Below are 19,641 nucleotides of genomic sequence, written 5' to 3' on the forward strand. Positions count from 1 at the left end.
TCAGTGGTGGCAGTGCTCATCACACTCGTGGTCATCACACTCGTGGTCATCATCGGCAAACTCGTCATCGCCGTCCTGATGCTGCATCACGCCCCAGCCATCTGTCATGCCGTCAAACTCTGCGGCAAAGCTGTTCAACTCGGTTTCGCGCGCCACCAATGCCTGATACTCGGGCACCATATTGATGCAGACAATCAGCTCCCACTTTTCAATCTCTTCGTTGAACTGCAGCTCAACTTCGCCTGCCTGCTCGGATTGACTCAGGTCTTCCAATGCCGATTCAGCGTCGCGCTGATCATCAAACACCAGGAAAAAGTCCACATCCAAAGGCTTGCTCAAGTCGATACCCGACTCCTGCATTGCCTGCAGCATCTTGCCGTTGTCATCATCTGGAAATTGCATTTTGTTCCCCTTGCGCTTATTGCGCCGCCACTATTTTAACCGTTTCGCCGTTGAAACTGACCAGATCGCCCGGCAGCAGTTTCTTGCGCTTGCGGGTTTCAACCTCGTTATTGACCAGCACCAGCCCTTCGGCAATCACATGCTTGGCCTCGGCGCCGGCACTGGTCATGCCTTCTGCCTTCAGCACCTTATAAAGCTCAATATACTCATCGCCGCTATTGAGGGTGAATTCGCTCATTTTCTGTGTCACTGTGACCTTGCCTTACTGGAATTGACTCGATTTGGGGCGGATTATAGCAGCAAGCATCCGCTTGGGGGAGAGAAGTCAACGACGCTCATCGCTGAGCAGGCCATAGGCCCTGTCATCCACCCAAAGATCGCCGATACGGAAGTTGTGCCGCAATATTCCCTCAAGCTCGAAGCCGCACTTTTCCATGACCTTGGCCGAAGCCAGATTGTCATTGGCGCAGTGACCGATGAATTTATGGATATTGAAGCTCAAACAGCCCCAATCTATGACCCCGCGTAGCGACTCTGTGGCATAGCCCTTCCCCTGCATATCCGGATGCAACAGGTAACCTACCTCGGCCTGCGCCAGCTCAGGATCGACACAGTAAAAGCCGGTCAAGCCGACAAAGCAGTCGCTACCCAGTTCTTCAATCACCAGCGTCAGCCAATCCCCGGACTCGTAACGCCAAGGCTGGCTTCGCTGCTCAAACTTGGCTTTGAGCAGTGGAACGGGTTCGGGATCTCTGACAAAGCGGCCCACTTCAGGATCGCAATGCAGTGCCAGAAACGCCGGCCAATCTTGCGCCGTCAGAGTCCTGAGCCTGAGTCTATCGGTGTAGATTTCTATCACTTGCTTAAACTCTTACAGCTTAACCGCGACTGGTGACTTCAAGCAGGTGAAAACCAAAAGCGGTTTTCACCGGCCCCTGTACTTCATTGAGCGGCGCGCTGAACACCACTTCATCAAACTCACGCACCATCATACCCGGACCGAATGAGCCCAGCTCGCCGCCTTGAGCTCCAGAAGGACAAGCGGAATGTTTACGGGCCAGCTCGGCAAAATCGGCGCCATCGATAATCTGTTGTTTCAAGCTGGCGCATTCCTCTTCGGTCTTTACCAGTAGATGTCTTGCTGTTGCCTGCACCATAATTTGCTCCTCAGTAATCTTGGCCAAGTGGCCTTTTTTCGGTGGTTCACCAAACAAACTCGGCCAGTATAATATCATTCTGTGTCAGAAGTTAACTGACACAGCAATAATGGCAGGCCTTGAATTAAATATAAAAACGCCGTCAGAGGACGGCGTTTTGAGTTTGTTTATCAAAGACCCAACTTAAGTTTGGTCTCAGGCTGATGCTTTCTGCTTCAACTGTTTTTCTATCCAGAGATCTATCTTGGCTTCCATCACCGCCATGGGTAAGGAGCCAGTGGTGATAATTTGATCGTGGAAGGCCTTGAGATCGAAGTCGTTCCCCAGGGCTTTCTCGGCCCGGGCTCTGAGCTCCAGGATCTTCAACTGACCAACTTTATAAGACAGTGCCTGACCAGGAATTGCCATATAGCGCTCCACCTCGGCGATAATGTCGCTTTCTGCCAGCGGAGAGTTGTCTTTCATATACTGAATCGCCTGTTCGCGGCTCCAGCCCTTGGCATGCAGGCCTGTATCCACCACCAGACGCATCGCTCGCAGCATTTCATCCGAGAGCTTGCCGAAATACTGGTACGGGTCTTCAAACAGCCCCATCTCTATTCCAAGATATTCGGCATAGAGGGCCCAGCCCTCTTCAAAGGCGGTGTAACCGCTGAAACGCTGGAACTCAGGCACGCCCTGCAGCTCTTGCTTGATGGCTATTTGGAAGTGGTGACCCGGCGCCGCTTCATGCAATGACAAAGTGGTCATGCCCCACTTGGGCTGAGCTTTCAGGTTATAGGTGTTGATGTAAAACACCCCTGGACGACTGCCATCGACGGCCGGTGCTTCATAGGAGGCTCCGGCGGCTGATTTTTCACGGAAGCTTTCAACCGGCTTCACTACATAATCGGCCTTGGGCATCACATTGAAGTAATCGGGCAGTACGGCATTGATCTTGTCCTTGAGCACCATATAGCCGTCAATTAAGCCCTGCTTGTCACTGAAGAAGTACGTGGGCTCGGATGACAGTGAAGCAAAGAAGGCCTTGAGATCACCTTCAAAACCCACTTGCTGGCGCACCTTGTCCATTTCATCGAGGATCCGTGCCACTTCCTTGAGGCCGATTTGATGAATATCGTCCACCGCCATAGTGGTTGTGGTATGGGCATTGGCCAGATGTTGATACCAGACTTTACCGTTAGGCAGCGCCCACCAACCGTCAGTGGCCCGCGAGGCCGGCAGATAGGTTTGTTCAAAATATTGCTTGAGAGAAGCGATAGCCGGCAGTAATTCTTGGCTGATCATCTGTTGATATTCCTGCTCAATCAAGGCGCGCTCGGCGGCATTGAAGCTCTCGGGCATCTTGGTCACAGGGGCGTAGAAGATACTGTCTTGAGGCTTATCCACCAACTGTGCCTGCAACTGAGGTATAAGCCGCTCGACCAATACCCGTGGCAGCACAACCTTGCTGGCAATGCCCTCATCCATACGCTGTTTCGCCAGTTCGGTCCAATTGATAAAACCTTTCACCCTCTGCTGCCAGTTGGCGTAATCCTGCGGGGTATTGAAAGGCTGAGCACTCTCACCGCTGCCAAGCTGCACCATGGTAATCACTGTACTGTAGAACTGGCTTATCGGCATAAAACGGCTGGGGAAGGTTTCATCCACCAAAGCCATGTCCCTGTCATAGACAAACATGTCGTAACTGAGTTGCAACTGTTCTGGCAAGGCTTGTTTATCTATGGTCTTGGCCTGGGCGGCGTAGCGGCTGTTGAGTTCATGGCGCTGTTTGAGGTAAGCCTCAGAGAGGTCGCCACCGAAAGTATTGTTATAGTCATTGACCCCGACAAAGGTGGCGTAGATGGGCTCAAGCTTGAGGTAGTCCTTAAAAAATTGATCCACCATGGCAAGATAAGCCTGCTCTGCCGTTTGTACCATTGCCGCAGCGGGCTGTTGCTCCAGCTGTGGTTGAGTCACCAAACTGCTCTCCTCTTTGGAGCAAGCGCTCAACGCCAAAATAATAGAGCACAGCAAAAACCCTTTTTTCATTGTCGTTATTCTCCTGTCACAACTCAGTAGATGGATTGGTTAACTATACTTGTAGCAGTCACTAGCTCGGAGCCAACCCATGATTTATTCCTTCAGTAACTCAGGTTTCAGGGATCCGGAAACCGGGGTCTATAACCGAACCTATTTTATGGAAGTCTTTCACCGTGAATGGTTTCGCCATCTGCGAGATCACCAGAGTCTGGCGCTATTGTATCTTTGCCCTCACATACATGAAACAGTTAACCAACCTCACTTGCTGGAATTCTTTGCCAAACAGGTGCAGGAAGCCTTGCTGCGCAATACTGATCTATTGGGACGCATGAACCACCAGCTGTTCGCCCTCGGTCTATTCAACGTCGATAAGATGGGAGCCAAGAAGGTAATTGAACGGATTAATGAGAAAATCAACAAGTTCAGCGAAGAATATAACAAATTTCATCACCTGCAGCTGGACTACCGCCTGGCGGCCTGTATTTGCCAACCCAGCAGAGAACTGAAACCCGAAACCCTGTTTATTGATGTTGAAACCCTGACCCATCAGTTGGAACAGCAAGACAACACACTTTCCAGTGTCAGAGAGATCCACTGAATCATTGCAAAAGGTTTATCGCAGAATCGCAAAGGTCTCAACAGCAGATTATTGATGACTAAACTGGCCAGGATAAAATGAACCTGGCCTTGGTTAGTTTTGCTGCCCCAAACGGCTGAAATAACCGGGTGGATACCCGAGCCAATGCTTGAAACTTTGACGAAAGTGACAACTATCGCTATACCCCAAACGCTCGGCAATCTCGCTCACCGACAATTGGCCTTCGAGGATCCAGCTTACCGCTCGCTGACACCTTTGCTGATCCACCAGGCGTTGATAACTGCTGCCCAGGGCTGCCAACTTGCGCCTCAAACTACGACTGCTCATGTGTAGCCTGAGTGCCATGGTTTCCAGCGTTGGCACAAAGGGGAAATCGCCATCAAGTTCGTCAATAATTTTTTCAATCAGCGAACTCTGCTGCTCAAAGTTTTGACTGCGAGCCGAGAACTGAGTCAGATCCACAGCAAGCGCCAACCAAGATTTGTCGAGGCGCCATTCATTGAAATCACTCTGAAACTCCACCCGCTTGGCCAGTTTTGCCAAGCCTGCAGACGGCCTCAAGGTGCCGGTAATACTGATAGCGTTAAAAACGATCTCTTGGCCGGTCAACTCCCGCGCTAAACTCAGCAGTGCGCCTATGCTGTGAAGAAATTCGCCACGATAGATTAACGGCTCGGCCCGGCCGGTATTGAGCCAGCGCAGGCTGATTTGATGCTCATCCTCCAGCAGTAAAAGATCAGCAAAACTTCCCACCCACTTGGGATGATTTAGCACAAACTCCAGGCACTCACCAAGGCTCCGACATTCTCCAAGCAAAGGCAACAGAAAGCCCAAGTCAGTTACCCGAGTGTAGAGACCGGCCAGCAGGCTAACATCCTCACGTCGGCTGCGCTGCATTAAAAACGCTATCGTGGCGCTGAGTTGCCAAACCCTTACCCATTGGCACTCCTTGAGCTCATTGATACCCGTGCCTATGTGCTGGCATAGCTCTTCGGTAGCCTCGGTTCCCAATTGTGACTGAATAAAACGAATAAGGTTGGCCAGTTCAAAAGCCGGGTACGCCTGATCCCCAACCATCATATTGGCTCGGTATTTGATCTGCATTGCCATTGTTATCTTTTTGTTAATCACCCAAAACTGTTTTAGCGTATCCAGCAAGAGAATTAAAGACGTACCGCATAAAAAACCCCGGGAAGCCGGGGTCTGATTATCGAGTTAGCGAGATATCAAGGGTTAGATTGGTCGATTTTTCTCAGCCAACTTGTTATAGCAGGCATTAAGCATCAAAGAAGCGCTGTGAGCCAACTTGTCAGCCAGTTTCTTACGCAGCTGATATTTTACCTTGATCACAGTCCGATCCGAGGCCAGCTTCAGCAAGAGATCGTCACTGGTGCCCACTTCATCTATGAGTCCCAGCTCTATAGCTTGCTGACCATACCAATGCTCACCTGTTGCCACCTTGTCCAGCTCCAGTTGCGGCCGATAGCGACCGACAAAGTCCTTGAACAGCAAATGGGTTTCTTCCAGTTCCTGTTGAAACTTGGCTCTGCCTTCATCAGTATTCTCACCAAAGAGTGTCAGGGTACGCTTAAAGTCGCCGGCGGTATGCTGTTCATAATCAATGTCATGCTTCTTCAGCAGCTTGTTAAAGTTAGGTAATTGGGCAACAACACCTATGGAGCCTATGATAGCGAACGGTGCAGCAATAATGCGGTCGGCTACGCAGGCCATCATATAACCGCCACTGGCAGCCACTTTATCCACGCATATGGTCAACGGCAATCCAGCACTGCGGATCCTGTCCAGTTGGCTGGCAGCCAGGCCATACCCATGAACCATGCCACCACCACTCTCAACACTGGCTACAACTTCATCACCTTCCTCGGCAATCGCCAAAATAGCGCTGATCTCTTCCCGCAGCGATGCGACTTCGGCGGCTTCTATGCCGCCTTTGAACTCAACGACATATACCTTGGGATCTTTGACGTCCCCGGCATCCAGTGCCTTGTCATGGGCTTTTTGCTCCGCTTTGAGTTGTTTCTCATAGGCCTTGAATGCCTTTTTGCCCAAGAGTTCAGCCTTGAGATGATGCTTGAGCGATTTGAGTTCATCACTGAGATGAGTCAGTTTCAACTCGCCCCTGTCACTCTTTTGTTTTACTGCCGAAGCCACCACAATCACCACTATGGCGCCGATAGCAACCACCAGGGTAATCGCCTTGGCAAGAAATAGTCCGTACTCGTATAAAAATTCCACTAAGGGGTTCCTTTCACTGCGAGAAAGCACACAAAATTGCGCTATTCTAGCAGTCCTTTTACGGATAAAAAAACCCGATGCAAATCAGTTAAGCGAACATCAATAAACTTGAGGGCTTCAGAAGGAGTTTGAAAGTCCCTCTAAAGCCCTCGTTGTCTCTATCGTTTGCCTATTAAAACGCCGTTTTATTTTTTCGGCCAAGTTGTGAGTCGAACATGCCTGATTATCTAAAGAAGTGGCAAACTAATCCGCATTTGGCGCTTGTATTCGTTAGCCTTTCTTTCACTCTCAAAATGAATCAATTCCTATGTAAAATATCGCCGGTGCGAGTATCTACTTGGGTAACGATGCCTGATGGCCACTGACGAAGGCATCCAATGCTGTTCTGGCGCGGCTTTCAGCATCAGCCAGGCTGTCGCTTGCCTTCATAGGCTCAACCACTTCGTAATAGCACTTGATCTTGGGTTCGGTTCCCGAAGGCCTTACTATCACTCGGGCACCGCCCTCAAGATGGAAAGTCAGCACATCACTGGCCGGTAATTCGATGATCTCCCGCCGACCATCGGCGTAACGCCGCTCGGCCGATTTGAGATCCTCGGTCACCAATACCGCCATACCGGCGATGGACTCGGGAGGATTGGCCCGCAGATGGGCTCCGATATCCGGCGTTCCCGGCTTGAGCGCTATGCTCACCTGAGTATTGAGGTGCAAGCCATAGTCGCGATAGAGTTGTTCCAGTCTGTCCCAGATGGTTTTGTCCTGTGCCGCCAGCTCGGCAGTCAGCTGGGCAAAAGCCACCAGCGCCGACAGGCCGTCCTTATCCCACACCATGCTGCCCACTGTGTAGCCCAGCGCCTCTTCATAGGCAAACAGGAATTTATTGCTGTCGCTCTGTCGCTGCATGCCAACATTGGTGAGCCATTTGAAACCTGTGAGCGTGGTATAAAACTCACCGCCCTTGGCCTTGGCGATTTTGGAGAGCAAGGTTGAAGATACTATGGTGGTTCCCAGTAGACGCTGATTGGCCGGCGCCTTGGACAATAAATAGTGGCCCAGCAAGGCTCCCACCTGATCGCCGGTAAGCATTTGATATTCGCCGTCATCACGGCGCACGGCCACCGCCAGCCTATCGGCATCCGGATCGTTGGCACAGGCCAGCATCGCCTGATGCTGCTTGGCCTCGGCAATCACCAGATCCATGGCGCCCTTCTCTTCCGGGTTGGGGAACTTAACCGTTGGGAAGTCACCGTCCGGTTTTTCTTGGGCGGCGACAGAATAAACCTGGGTAAAACCGGCATCCTTGAGCACTGTCTTGGCCATTTCTGCACCAACACCATGCATGGCGGTATAGGCCAGGCTCACCCTTTCGGGCGCCGTTTTGTGCTGCAACACATCGGCATGGAACACACCGCGGCGATAGTCCTGATAGAAATCATCCTGCAGCCAGATGAGTTTACCCTGCTTGGTGGCTTCACTCTGCTCCAGCCAAGGCAGCTCTTCGTTGGCAGCCTTATCTATGCAGGCTGCAATACCTGAGTCGTGTGGCGGAATGATCTGCGCGCCATTCCCCCAATAAACCTTGTAGCCGTTGTATTGCGGCGGGTTATGGCTGGCGGTCACTACGATGCCGGCGGCAGCTTCAAAGTGTTTCACCCCAAAGGCTACCAGCGGCGTGGCGGCCACTTTGGCGGTGAGTCGCACCTTAATCCCCATGGCGGTCAACACGCTGGCGGCATCATGGGCGAAGGTACGTGAATCATGGCGGCCATCGAAACCTATCACCACACCGCAGCTGGCGGCATCTTTAACCTGGGCGAGCAGATACTGCCCCAGGCCCGCTGTGGTTTGGCGGATAACCAAACGGTTCATTCGCATTGGACCGGCGCCGACCACGCCCCTGAGACCGGCGGTGCCGAAGGCCAAACGGCCGGCAAAGCGGGCGGCCAATTCAGTTTCATTGCCTTCGGCTTTAAGACTCAATAGCTCATCCCGGGTTTTAGGGTCGGGATCTATCTCCAGCCAATGTTTCAGTTGCAGCTCCAGATGAGTATTCATAGGGTGGCCTCTTTGATAATCAGTTTCATTCCAAAGTAAGAAAATCTCAGGTCCGCGACAAGTGAATTTGCATTAATTTTATGATTTTGCTCAGGCTTTAGAGCCCCTCTTCCGGTTTAAGTTAGCTGTTTGTCGTCAGTTTGGGGTGTCTACAGCGGCAATTAAGGACTAAGGAAGGTTGAGCTCTCGGCTTTCATAACACCTGTGACTTACAAACAGATAGGTGCAACTATTTCAGCGGGACATATTAATGGAGATGACATTGTTGAAGATCTCCTTGTCAAATTGCTGCTCCAGTTGCTGCCGCCAGGGCATGGGACAGACGCGCACCAGAAAGAACTGCTCACGAGAAGTGTCTGTCACAAACGCCATACCGTGCTGCATCAATTCGTAGTGGATATCATGGACAAACACCATGGAGAAATTCTGCCGCCCGGTTAGCTGGTTGATATCCTCACGGCTCATGCTTACCCCATGCTCTACCTGCTCGAAGCGCTTGTAAAGCCAGTCGGCAAACTCTTTGGCACTGACCATAGACATAATCCCATTCCTTATAGAAGTTTGAGCCACTCAAAGCTTTGTCAGCCGTTTGAAACCCAGCCAAATTGGCGATGGCATAGAGTGCCTATGGCGAGCCAAGTTAGTTAGTCATCGGCTGGCTATATTCATAAACTATAGTCGAGCACAGCAAACTAAGGAGTTGAATAGCCTTCAAACCGAATTGCACAGCTGAATTGATGGGGAATACATGAGGCGAAAATGCCTCGTAAACTTGATTGCGAGGCATTTAGCAAAACGTCAGAAATTATTATAAGGTTTTCTAAAACTTGAAAATATTATCCCCTGAATCCCGGTCCACCAGCTTGATGAAGGGGTCGACCCCGACATAGGCAGGCTTTTCGCTCAGCACCAGTTCGAGATGGTTCTCTCCGCTCTTGAGCCGATATTTCTGCAGCGACAACACCTGATCATCCTGCTTGAGCTTGTCCGGGTTGACCTTGAAGGCGCCTATATCAATCCATTCATCCAGCGGTACTTCCTGCTCGGCGCCCTTCTCTGAAGCGACCCGGCGCTGGGCATAGATATCCAGACTGACTTTAAACTGGCCTTCCGGCGTTTCGGTTACCTTGGCCTCGGTCAGACGCAGGTCATAGAGACTGATCTCAGAGAAGGAGTTCTCAATGAAACGCGCCTCGGCACCGTCCGTATTCCGTTTCAGATAGCTGAGCAGTTCCAGAGTGGTCGGGAAAGGATCGCCGCGGAACTTGTAACGCTCAAGGAATGCCTTCAAATTGGCATTGAGCCGTTCTTCACCCAGGCGGTCACGGATCCCCATCATGATCACCGAGCCCTTCTGGTAATGGATATAGCCCTGCCCTTCACTGCGCAGCAACGGCTGTTCGCCCTTGCTTTCCGATGAGCGACCTCGCAGGTAGCGGTCAAGCTCATACTTGAGGAAGCGGCGCAGCATCTGCGGGCCATACTTGTGCTCCATCACCATCAGCGCCGAGTATTGCGACAGGCTCTCGGAGATAACCGCACTGCCCTGTACATCGGCAGCGCCAACCTGATGCCCCCACCACTGGTGTGCCACTTCGTGGGCCGTCACATAATAGACGGGGTCAATATTGTCCGAGTTGCGCAGGTCGGCGATAAAGCCGATACGCTCAGAGTAAGGCACAGTGTTGGCAAAACTCTGGGCAAAGGAGCGATAACCGGGAAACTCTACTATACGCAGTTGCTTGTGTTGATAGGGACCAAAAGCCTGGGTGTAATAGTCGATAGAGTCTTTCACCGACTCTATCATTCGCTCCACGTTCCAATAGTGGGCCGAATGATAGTACACCTCGATCACTATGCCCTTGTACTTCTGCCGGTCCACTTCGAAACGTCCGGAGAGGATCGAATAGAAGTTAACCATGGGGCTATCCATCTTGTAATGGAAGAAGTTGCGACCATTTTCACGCCATTGCCGCTGCAGGTATCCGGGCACCAGTGCCATCTGCTGGCCTGAGGTGGAAACCGTGGCTTCAAAATCGATAAAGTCGCCGTCTACGCCAAAGAAGTTCTGCCGATAAAAGCGCGTGTCTTCCAGCTTATTGGCTCTTGGTTTGTCTTCAAGACCACGTTTCTCACGCTCGTGGCGATCGCTGAGTTCATAGCCTTCCTGATACCCAAACTGAGGCAGCAGCTCGATATTATTGATAAAGGTGCCGTTTTCGACCATGGACAGATCGAAGTTGGACTCTTCAACCCCTTGGGTTTCCCGAATCAAATGAATGCGGCCGCTGATTTTCTCCCCCGGCGGCAACGGCTTGTCAAACACCAGCCAACTGACATTGAATTTATCGTCAAACTCGCCCAGAGTCGCCCCCGGCAAGGTGATGCTGAGATCTTCCGCGCGGGTGTGGGACGGTAGACTGACCAGCAATTTGCTTATCGGCTTGTCCTGTTTGTTGACCCAATCAAGCTTGATATCTGCCTCGATTCGCCGTGACTCAGGATAGATATCAATATCGGCCTTGACCGCAGTGGTGATCAGCACAGGCAAAGACGCATACTGCTTGAATTTCTTCTCATAGTCGGCGCGCAGGTCGGTTTCCTCATCATTGGTATAGTAATGATTGACCACCTTGGTCTGGTAGAAGAGATAGCTGCCGCTGGCAACAAACAGCAACACCCCAAAGGCCGCCAGCAAGCGTCCCTTGGCTCCCAGTTGACCACCCAGCAGGGCAAACCTGTGTTTCAGAGGCTGTTTCGGTCCCCTGTGATAGAGACCATAACCCAGCACAAACAGCAGCAGAGAGAAACCGCCCCAATAGAGCATATACAGGCTGTGGCTCAAGAGTCCCCAGCCGTAACCGTTCATATCCGAATAGACCAGGTAAGGGGAAGCGCCAAAGTTATACAGTGAATGGCCGAATCCCCAACTGGCCATCACAAAGGTCGTCAGGTAGTAGGCGACAAACAGCCCCATACCGGCATATTTGTTCGGGCTGAGCACCTGAAAGAAGAACGCCAGAACCGCCGACATCAGCAGTGGCAACAGATAGTAAAATCCCAGCCTGATGGCGTATTGAGCCAGTTCGAGATTGTACTGCCCCTTTAACAGTTGGAAAGTAATTGTGGTCAGGGTCGCCAACAGGTACAGCAGCGCCATCACCAACACCACAGCCACCAGTTTGGAGGCCCAGAACACCAGATTTGGCACCGGCAGACTGTCGACTATGTCCCCCATTCCGGAGTTGCGCTCACGCCAGACAATCTCGGCGCTGTAGTAGATGAGTACTATTACCATCAGCAGGCCGGTGGCCCCGGCAATATTATCGACCATGTCCTGGGTCAGCGGCCAGTTGGAGGTGCCATACCAACCAAAATCACCGAACATGGGCCCGACCAGGTTAAAAACGGTGAGCAGCCCCAAAATCACAAACGGTGCTGTGTAAAGCACCTGGCGGATTTCAAAACCGACTCGGGCCTTGAACTGCGCCGAAGTCGATGGCGAGCTTGCACGGCTCAGTTGCTGCAAGGGCTGCAATGCCGGGGTTGCAGACAGCTTGCCGGAGCCTTTGTCCTTCTTGCGAGTAAGTGTTGGTTGGCGCCAGACCTTGGCTACAAGCAGCAAGATGACCGCCAGAGAAAGCCACATGGCGCGGTTGCTGAGCATAACACCGGTCAGCTCCACCAACTGGGTGTTTTTCTCCGCTATGGTCCAGTAACGGGTAAGGTCGGCAAAGGTGCGCAGTGCAAAGGGATCCAACATGGCCGCCAGCGTGCGAAACTGCGGCTGGCTGGCCAGTTCGCCGGTGAGGTTATAGATAATAAGCAGTGCTACGGCGGTCAGATACAAACCCATCATGGAGCGAAAACGGCTGGCCATGGCATAAAACAGCGCCGATATCAGCAGCAGACTCGGCGCGGCCAACAGCAGCAAGGGCAGCAGATAATAGCTAAGCCGATTTTCACCGAAACGGCTGGCATCGACCCAAGGCATAAAAGAGCCGAGCCACATCGCCAGCGGCACCATGGAAAACACCGCCATGACCACCAGATAACTGCCGAAAAAACGCCCCAACTGATAGGCCAGCGGTGTCAGCGGTTTGGAATAGATCAGTTCCTCCATCCCGTGCTGCTGGTTGCGCACCGCTGTACTACCGACAAAGTTGACCACGGCAAACATGGAGATAAAGCTCATGATCAACAGGGTCTGGGCAATGCTGAAGGGGCTGTTCTTCAGCACCTCACCGCCGCCACCTATCTGCACATTGTTGGATACAACGGATAGAAAGCTGATTAAAAACAACAGCAAAGAAACAACATAAAAAGATGGCTGCCGCAGATAGTAGCGCCATTCAAAGCGTAACATGGAAACAAACATGGGCAGTTCCTCAGGCAGCCTGAACCGGCGTGCTGTTGCGGTGGCTATGCAGGGTGCTGAAATAAAGATCTTCCAACCCCGGCGTTGCCTGAGTAAAACCTTCCGGCGCCGAATCGGCCCAGACATGCAGCACAGTGCGGCCGGCAAACAGGCGTTTGGCAATCACATTGAGCTGTTGTTCAAGCTCGCTGGCCTCGGCCTGGCTAACGGTGCGAGTCCAAATTTTTTGCTCCAAAGAGGCCACCAACTCCATGGGATTGCCCTGCAGCAGGATCTGACCAGCGGCGAGCACCGCCATATTGGCGCAAAGCTCCGAGACATCTTCCACTATATGGGTCGAGAGGATAATCACCTTCTCTTCCCCCAGGCTCACCAACAAGTTGTGGAAACGGTTGCGCTCCTCAGGATCCAGGCCGGCGGTGGGTTCGTCGACAATCAACAGCTTGGGGTCGCCAAGCAGCGCCTGCGCAATCCCGAAACGTTGACGCATACCGCCGGAAAAACCGCTGACCGCCTTGTTCTTATGTTGATAAAGGTTGGTGTGTGCCAGTAAGCCATCCACCATCTCACGCCGCTCACCCTTGTTGTTGATCCCTTTGAGAATAGCCAGGTGATCGAGCAAGTCCCAGGCGCTAATCCTGGGGTAAACATTAAAATCCTGCGGCAGATACCCCAGGGTCTGACGCAATTTTTGCGGCTGTTTGAGAATGTCTATGCCGTCGAAACTAATGCTGCCGCTATCGGCACTTTGCAATGCGGCTATGGTGCGCATCAAAGAGGATTTGCCTGCACCGTTGGGGCCGAGCAGACCAAACATCCCTTTGTCTACCTGTAGATTTACATTATCCAGTGCCTTAACACCGTTGTCATAGGTCTTGCTTAGGGCTTCGATACTGAGCATAGTTTCCTCATGCCGGAGAGATAAATGATCACCAAGCTAGCATGATTTAAACCTTGCGATCCGCAAAAATTGTAACAAACAATCAACCATTTAACATACTTTGTTCGCTAACACCGATAACTTTTTGCTGAATAGTTTCTCTTGTGCCGGTTGCCAACGGCTCGCGGCGTCATCAAGAAGAATTAGCAGATACATGGATTATCCTGATCGGGCGCCCCTGGTTCGCGCTCCAAAGGATGTCGCCGGTGATGGATTACGCTATGTGCGGTACTTTGGCTGGACTATTTCAGTTATTGCAGCGCCACCTCAGGAAGGGGCTCAAGGCTGACTTGCCCCAGACTATGACGACTGTCGGCAAGGGTGAGCCTGATACGTTTGGCGTTGAACTCGATATAAATAAGTGCCGGACAACAGCTGCAACATATCATTTGCTTATGATTTTCTTGAGCTTAGGGAAGCCGACTTCGACTTGCCCCGGCATGCCTTCAGTCAGATGCCTTGAACGCCAATTGCTGTGTAAGCCACTCTCTACAAAAGTGAAGGCCACGAGGACTTATTCGCACCTTCCTTAGCTCGAGTGACCAAGAGAGCGCCTTAGCTTATTCATCCCCTGCTCCATACTGACGATAACCCTGTAATCCAAGTCGCGCTTGGCGGCTGAGATATCGTAGTAGTGGCTGCAGGAAAGCTGTTTGGCGACAAAGCGGGTCATCAACGGCTCCTGCTTGATAGCCAGCAGTCGGTATATTCCTTCGAGCATGGCACCAATGGCGTAGGCCAGAGAGGCCGGTACCCGCTTTTCCACCGCGGGTAAATTGTCACAGGCAAGAATGCTGTCGAGCATGGCCGCCATAGTCAGGGGCTGATCGTTACTGACAAAATAGGCCTTGCCATTGCAGCGGCTAGGTTCGGCCAGCAGGCTTCTGGCCGCACTCAGGTGGGCAAAGGCGGCATTGTCGATATAGATGGTGTCCACCAATTTATCGTCACGGCCCACCAACTTGAGCCGGCCCTTGCGACCTCGCTCCAGCACGCGGGGCACCAAATGAGGATCGCCAGGCCCCCAAATCAGGTGCGGCCGAATGGCCACTGTCTTCAAGCCGTTTTGGGCAGCGGCCAGCACCAACTCTTCCGCTTCCGACTTGGAGGCGCCGTAATGGTTGAGATAACGCCTGGCGTAGGGAACCGACTCATCGATACCTGCCTCATCCTTGCCATCGAAGGTGACACTCGGCGTGCTGGTATAGACCAGATAACCAATCCCCAATTCACGGGCGCAGGCGATGATGTTTTCTGTCCCCAACACATTGGGGCGAAAATAGCTTGCTCTGCTGCCCCAGACTCCGGCCTTGGAGGCAACGTGAAAGATAAGCTCACAGCCATCGAGGGCTTGTTTCAGTGCCTGCTTGTCGCAAATATCGGCGCGCACCATGGTGGCTCCCATGGCCTCGAGCGCCGGATAATGGCCCCTGGCCACCCCCACTACCTGAATACCGGCGGCCAGCAGCGGCCGACATATGGCCGCTCCCAAAAAGCCTCCGGCGCCTGTCACCAACACCCGCTTGACTCGGGTCGCGAGTTCCCGGGCCAGCGCCAACAGCTCGGGATGAAGTTCATCATGCCCGGTTTCTTGTGACAAAACCGCTGTCTCTTGTGACAAAGCCGCGGGCAAATCCTGCGACGAGGCTATTGACTCAGGTGATTGAGATTGTGGTGCAGATGTGGCCATAGTGGGTTTCTGTCTCTGTTATCTATTTTGGCTTCCAGCCAACTGTTTTTGCGCCCAAACGGCAAGTTGCTCGCGAAATATCTTGGCATTGTGGCGTACATCCATGGGAAACCCCGGATGCAACATAAAATGCCTGATGCCCCGGGTCAGTGGCTGCTTGTCGGCAAGTGCCTGCAACTCGGTAAACAGCTGTTGCTGCTCGGCTGGCGACAGGGATTGCTCAAGCTCGATGCAGATAAGCGGCGCTTTTTCGGGCGCAGTGCTATCAAGGGAAGTGCTATCGAGGGAAGTGCTATCAAGGAAAGTGCTATCAGGGCCAGCAGTAAAAGAGAAAGCGCTCTCTTGGACTGTCCCCCCGCCGCCAGGCTTATTCTGCGTCAGCTCAACGCCAACCAGTGCCGACCGTTTAACCTGAGGATGGGTATTGAAAATCCGCTCACAGGGAATGGACAGATAGCGCTTTTGTAGCTCACCGTCCTTAATGACATCCACTCTGTGGGCCTTGCGGCCACACATCCATAAACGGCCCTCGGCATCAAGATAACCGAGATCGCCCATCCGATGCAGTTGCCTGCCTTCATAGGCAATCTTGGCCTGCTTGTTGGCGCCTTCACGGCGATAGTAGCTCTGGTTAACCACAGCGCCGTCAACGACGATTTCGCCTATCTCCCCCGTCGCCAACTCGAGAGTCGGCGACCAGCTGTCGATAGCCTCTTCACTGATCCCTATGATACTGACCCTTATTCCAGATACCGGCTTACCGACACAGATGCCGCCGCCCTTGTCGGTGATGGCGGCGGTAGCGCCAAGCGCCTTGCTGCCAATCATGGAGACAGGCAGGGATTCTGTGGCGCCATAGGAGTTGAGCACTTCGACATCCTCGGCCAACATGGCGGAGAAACGCGCTATCGCCTTGGGATCGGCCGGTGCGCCGGCGGATATCACCCGCTTCAAGCTGTGCAGCCGGCGCCCGTTTCCGCCGCGTCCCAAACGGTCGAGCAAGGCGGGGTTCACGAACATATTGCTGCAGGCATAGTGCTCTATGGCGGCAAACAGGTTTTCCGGTCTGGCGGTTATCGGTTTGCTGGCATCCATTTCAGGCACTATCGATGCCATCCCCAGCGCCGGTCCAAAGAGAGCAAATAGCGGGAAGGTAGACAGATCCCGCTCGCCGGGACGAATGCCATAGTCATTTCGCAGCGCGGTTATCTGCGCCTCAAACATGCCGTGGCTGTAAACCACGCCTTTTGGGGTGCCGGTGCTGCCACTGGTAAACAAAATGGCCGCCATCTGCTGCGCGCCGAGCTGCGCCATGGGAAACGTGACTGACTCAGGTGCCCTGGCCAACAAACGGCTGACACTGCTGCCCCCCCAAGGAGGGTTACGCCCAAGAAAGCCTTCACCTGCCGTCAGCAACAAGCGGATACTGGGTTTGCCCCAACCGAACAGCAATCTGGCCACATGGGCCTTGGGGATCCCGATAAAGGCGTCGGGCTCGGCTTCGGCCAGACACTGCTTGAGCTTGGCGATCCCCATGCCGGGATCTACCATCACAGGGATGATCCCCGCCTTGAACAGGGCAAAGGTAAGCACAAAAAACTCTATCCCCGGAGTCACCATAAGCACGGCTTTCATCCCGGGCTTAAAGCCATAGTCGAGCAAGGCGCTGGCAAGCCGGTCGCTGTCGCTGTCCAGGGTCTTGAAATCAAGCTCCTGATAACTGAACTTACCAGCGCGGCGACGCTGCACGGCAACCGCCAGGTCTTCGCTCTGGTTAATGGCCGCCTGCTTCAGGTGGCGACACAAGTTGTGCCCCTTGGCGGAGTTTGCCTCTGGGGCCGGTTCATTTGCGGCCACTTGCGAGTCTTCGGCGGGTGGGAACATCTCAGTCAGCGCTCCCGGCAGAGGTTGTTTCCGCCGATGCCTTTTCTTCAGGGTTAGATGTTTGTTCGTCGGCGCTTTTTGCCACTGCCGTTTCATCAATAAAGCGGCGAATATGGGCTATCACCTCATCACTGGCGTCTTCAAGAATATAATGGCCGCAGTCGGCAAAGGCGTGCAGCTCGGCTTTGGGCAAGCGCTGCTGCCAACCTTCAAGGAAGTGCCGGTCGAAGACAAAGTCCTTGAGACCCCAAAGAATAATGGTCGGCACCTGGGTAAACTGCTGCAAACTGGCATCAATCGACTGCACCAAGTCCCAGTTTCTGTCGCCGGGCTTGAGCGGAATATCCTGTACAAACCTCAAAGTCGAGATTCGATTTTGCCAGGAGTTGAATGGTGCCACATAGGCACGGCGCACATCCGCGGCCATGGGCGCACGTTTGACCCCCACATAGGAAGCAGCGGACGAGAAGGCATTGAAACCCCGTACCAGCAGGGTGCCAAGCGCGGTATCGCGGCAGATTTTCAACGCCAGCGGCAAGGGCTTGCTCTTTGGCAAACCGAAGGCGGCGGTATTGAGCAGCACCAGGCGTTTAATCCGCTCGGGATAGCGGGCGGCATAGCCCATGCCTATCATGCCGCCCCAGTCATGCAGCACCAGCGTGATATTGCTGCGAATATCCAGACTATCCAGCAGTGCTTCCAGATCGTCGATACGCTGCGCCAGCGTGTAGTCATAGGCATCATCGCCCGGTTTGTCGGACAAGCCGCAACCTATATGATCCGGCACCACACATTCATATTGGTCGCTTAACGCCTGCACCAGGTTTCGGTAGTAAAAAGACCAGCTGGGGTTACCGTGCACCATCACCACGGCATCGGGGCGTTGGCCGTTAATCCCGGCAGGTTTTTCATGCACATAATGCAGTTTGTGGCCGCCGAGCGTGATGAAATGACGCTTGAACGGGAAGAGTGTATCTAGGGTGGCCATTGGCTATCCTGTTATTAATTTTGGTTATTTAGGCACTATTCTAATGGGCTCTGTCGAATGGGCATTGTCAAATGGCATTGTCTAAAGCCTGTATCAAGGGCTTACCAGCGCAGCCCCAGCATCATGCAGTTGAGTCCCGAGCCTATGCCAAGAAAGCTCACCCGGTCGCCTGCCTGCAAAAAGCCTTCACCGTGGGCCAGCGCCGCCGACACAGGCAAAGAGACAGTGCCCATATTGCCAAGGCGGGCAAAGGTGGGAAACTCTTTGTGCTCGGCAATGCCCAGGGCGCCCAGTACTTGTTTTCGGTTGGCAGCCCCCACCTGATGACAGATAACCTTATCCACTTGTCCGGCAAGCCACTGGCGCTGCTGCAAAAACTGCTCCCAGGTCTGGCGCGCCAGCTCCACCCCCTCCTTCAGAAGGGCAACGGCATCTGTGCGCATCACCTCGCGGTAGAGGCGGTTACCGACCTCGACAAAGCCCCACTGACACATCTGATGATGCTCAGGCGCCGCCAACTGACTGGCACCAAGCAACTGATGCTTGCGGGAGGTGGTAAGCGGCAAGCTGCCATCCGTGAGGATAACGGCCACGGCACCTGAGCCGCCGGTTAGAGTGGCCAGAGACGCCGCAAAGTTCGCCATGCTGGGATCGGCCAGCATCTGCTCTATGGACGCCTCGACTATCTCCCGGGATGATTCACAGGACACCACCATACCGGCGCGGATCTGCCCCAGTTCTATACGGTTGGCCACATCCAGAATACCGGACAGGACTCCCAGGCAGGCGTTGCTGATATCAAAAACGGCGCAGTCGCGCCCGATACCTATTTCAGAAGCCACAGCACAGGCCGTGGCCGGCTCATGCTGATCACGACACACGCCTGTGTATACCAAGGCGCCAAGCGCTTTGGGATCCAGCCCAGTCTCGGCCAGCGCCTTTTGGGCGGCGCACACTGCGCCTTGGGAGACCTTGAAGCCCTTGGGCCACCAACGACGCTCCTCAATGCCCGTCAGAGCAGCGAGTTGCCCAATAGGGATACGGAATTTTTGATAAAGCGGCGCAAGCCGGGATTCCAACTCGCGGCTGGACACCATTTCCGGCGCCAACTCATACGCCAGACTATTGATATACACACGGGAATAATTCATGAAAAGCCAATCACTCTCTCGGGCGCTCTGTGCCCTTGTTATCTTTTGGGGTCGTGATAATTAAGTCTTATGCCCCAGGCTGGCGTCATTTGACCAAGAAACGCCGGGGTATTCAATAAA

16 protein-coding genes are annotated in these 19,641 nt (G+C 53.3%); 1 reads left to right on the forward strand and 15 read right to left on the reverse strand.

Annotated features, from left to right (window positions below; genetic code table 11):
• The 5 genes from WKR14_RS12270 to WKR14_RS12290 all read right to left on the reverse strand — a co-directional run bounded on the left by WKR14_RS12270 (position 1) and on the right by WKR14_RS12290 (position 3,590).
• Positions 1-402: a ribonuclease E inhibitor RraB gene (locus WKR14_RS12270; protein ID WP_287590349.1), complete on the reverse strand. Its 402-nt coding sequence runs from the start codon at positions 400-402 to the stop codon at positions 1-3.
• Positions 403-418: 16 nt separating this feature from the next.
• Positions 419-640: an RNA-binding S4 domain-containing protein gene (locus tag WKR14_RS12275; RefSeq protein ID WP_037475159.1), complete on the reverse strand. Its 222-nt coding sequence runs from the start codon at positions 638-640 to the stop codon at positions 419-421.
• Positions 641-727: 87 nt separating this feature from the next.
• Positions 728-1,261 carry a GNAT family N-acetyltransferase gene (locus tag WKR14_RS12280; protein WP_224867314.1) on the reverse strand — a complete coding sequence of 178 codons (534 nt, stop codon included), beginning with the start codon at positions 1,259-1,261 and terminating at the stop codon, positions 728-730.
• Between the two features lie 19 nt (positions 1,262-1,280).
• Positions 1,281-1,559, reverse strand: a complete 279-nt coding sequence (locus tag WKR14_RS12285; RefSeq protein WP_100145813.1) for a peptidylprolyl isomerase — start codon at positions 1,557-1,559, stop codon at positions 1,281-1,283.
• Between the two features lie 195 nt (positions 1,560-1,754).
• Positions 1,755-3,590, reverse strand: coding sequence for a DUF885 domain-containing protein (locus tag WKR14_RS12290; protein WP_339086319.1), 1,836 nt, complete (start codon positions 3,588-3,590; stop codon positions 1,755-1,757).
• 79 nt (positions 3,591-3,669) lie between these two features.
• Here WKR14_RS12290 and WKR14_RS12295 point away from each other — a divergent pair, with 79 nt between their 5' ends.
• Positions 3,670-4,179 (forward strand): diguanylate cyclase domain-containing protein, encoded by a 510-nt coding sequence (locus WKR14_RS12295; protein ID WP_165565220.1) that lies wholly within the window; start codon positions 3,670-3,672, stop codon positions 4,177-4,179.
• A gap of 93 nt (positions 4,180-4,272) precedes the next feature.
• Here WKR14_RS12295 and WKR14_RS12300 read toward each other — a convergent pair whose 3' ends face one another.
• The 10 genes from WKR14_RS12300 to WKR14_RS12345 form a co-directional block, all read right to left on the reverse strand.
• A complete protein-coding gene (locus tag WKR14_RS12300; protein ID WP_101096651.1) occupies positions 4,273-5,289 on the reverse strand; it encodes an AraC family transcriptional regulator in 1,017 nt (338 codons plus the stop codon).
• Between the two features lie 123 nt (positions 5,290-5,412).
• Positions 5,413-6,435 (reverse strand): protease SohB, encoded by a 1,023-nt coding sequence (gene sohB / locus WKR14_RS12305; protein WP_101055904.1) that lies wholly within the window; start codon positions 6,433-6,435, stop codon positions 5,413-5,415.
• 333 nt (positions 6,436-6,768) lie between these two features.
• On the reverse strand, positions 6,769-8,490 hold the full coding sequence (locus WKR14_RS12310) for a phospho-sugar mutase (protein WP_339086323.1): 1,722 nt from the start codon (positions 8,488-8,490) through the stop codon (positions 6,769-6,771).
• Between the two features lie 234 nt (positions 8,491-8,724).
• Positions 8,725-9,030: a hypothetical protein gene (locus tag WKR14_RS12315; protein ID WP_025009827.1), complete on the reverse strand. Its 306-nt coding sequence runs from the start codon at positions 9,028-9,030 to the stop codon at positions 8,725-8,727.
• A 280-nt stretch (positions 9,031-9,310) separates the two neighbouring features.
• Positions 9,311-12,868 carry an ABC transporter permease/M1 family aminopeptidase gene (locus WKR14_RS12320; protein WP_339086325.1) on the reverse strand — a complete coding sequence of 1,186 codons (3,558 nt, stop codon included), beginning with the start codon at positions 12,866-12,868 and terminating at the stop codon, positions 9,311-9,313.
• A 10-nt stretch (positions 12,869-12,878) separates the two neighbouring features.
• Complete coding sequence (locus WKR14_RS12325; RefSeq protein ID WP_287590364.1) at positions 12,879-13,769, reverse strand: ABC transporter ATP-binding protein; 891 nt, start codon at positions 13,767-13,769, stop codon at positions 12,879-12,881.
• Positions 13,770-14,337: 568 nt separating this feature from the next.
• Positions 14,338-15,498, reverse strand: a complete 1,161-nt coding sequence (oleD, locus tag WKR14_RS12330; RefSeq protein WP_339086328.1) for a 2-alkyl-3-oxoalkanoate reductase — start codon at positions 15,496-15,498, stop codon at positions 14,338-14,340.
• An 18-nt stretch (positions 15,499-15,516) separates the two neighbouring features.
• Positions 15,517-17,382: a fatty acid CoA ligase family protein gene (locus WKR14_RS12335; protein WP_339086330.1), complete on the reverse strand. Its 1,866-nt coding sequence runs from the start codon at positions 17,380-17,382 to the stop codon at positions 15,517-15,519.
• Between the two features lies 1 nt (position 17,383).
• The gene (locus WKR14_RS12340) at positions 17,384-18,370 is read right to left on the reverse strand and encodes an alpha/beta fold hydrolase (RefSeq protein ID WP_101055898.1); all 987 of its coding nucleotides are present in this window, start codon (positions 18,368-18,370) and stop codon (positions 17,384-17,386) included.
• A 101-nt stretch (positions 18,371-18,471) separates the two neighbouring features.
• Positions 18,472-19,521 carry a 3-oxoacyl-ACP synthase III gene (locus tag WKR14_RS12345; RefSeq protein WP_101055897.1) on the reverse strand — a complete coding sequence of 350 codons (1,050 nt, stop codon included), beginning with the start codon at positions 19,519-19,521 and terminating at the stop codon, positions 18,472-18,474.
• Positions 19,522-19,641: the final 120 nt, after the last annotated feature.

This window comes from Shewanella chilikensis, from assembly GCF_037953065.1.
Taxonomy (GTDB): Bacteria; Pseudomonadota; Gammaproteobacteria; order Enterobacterales; family Shewanellaceae; genus Shewanella; species Shewanella chilikensis.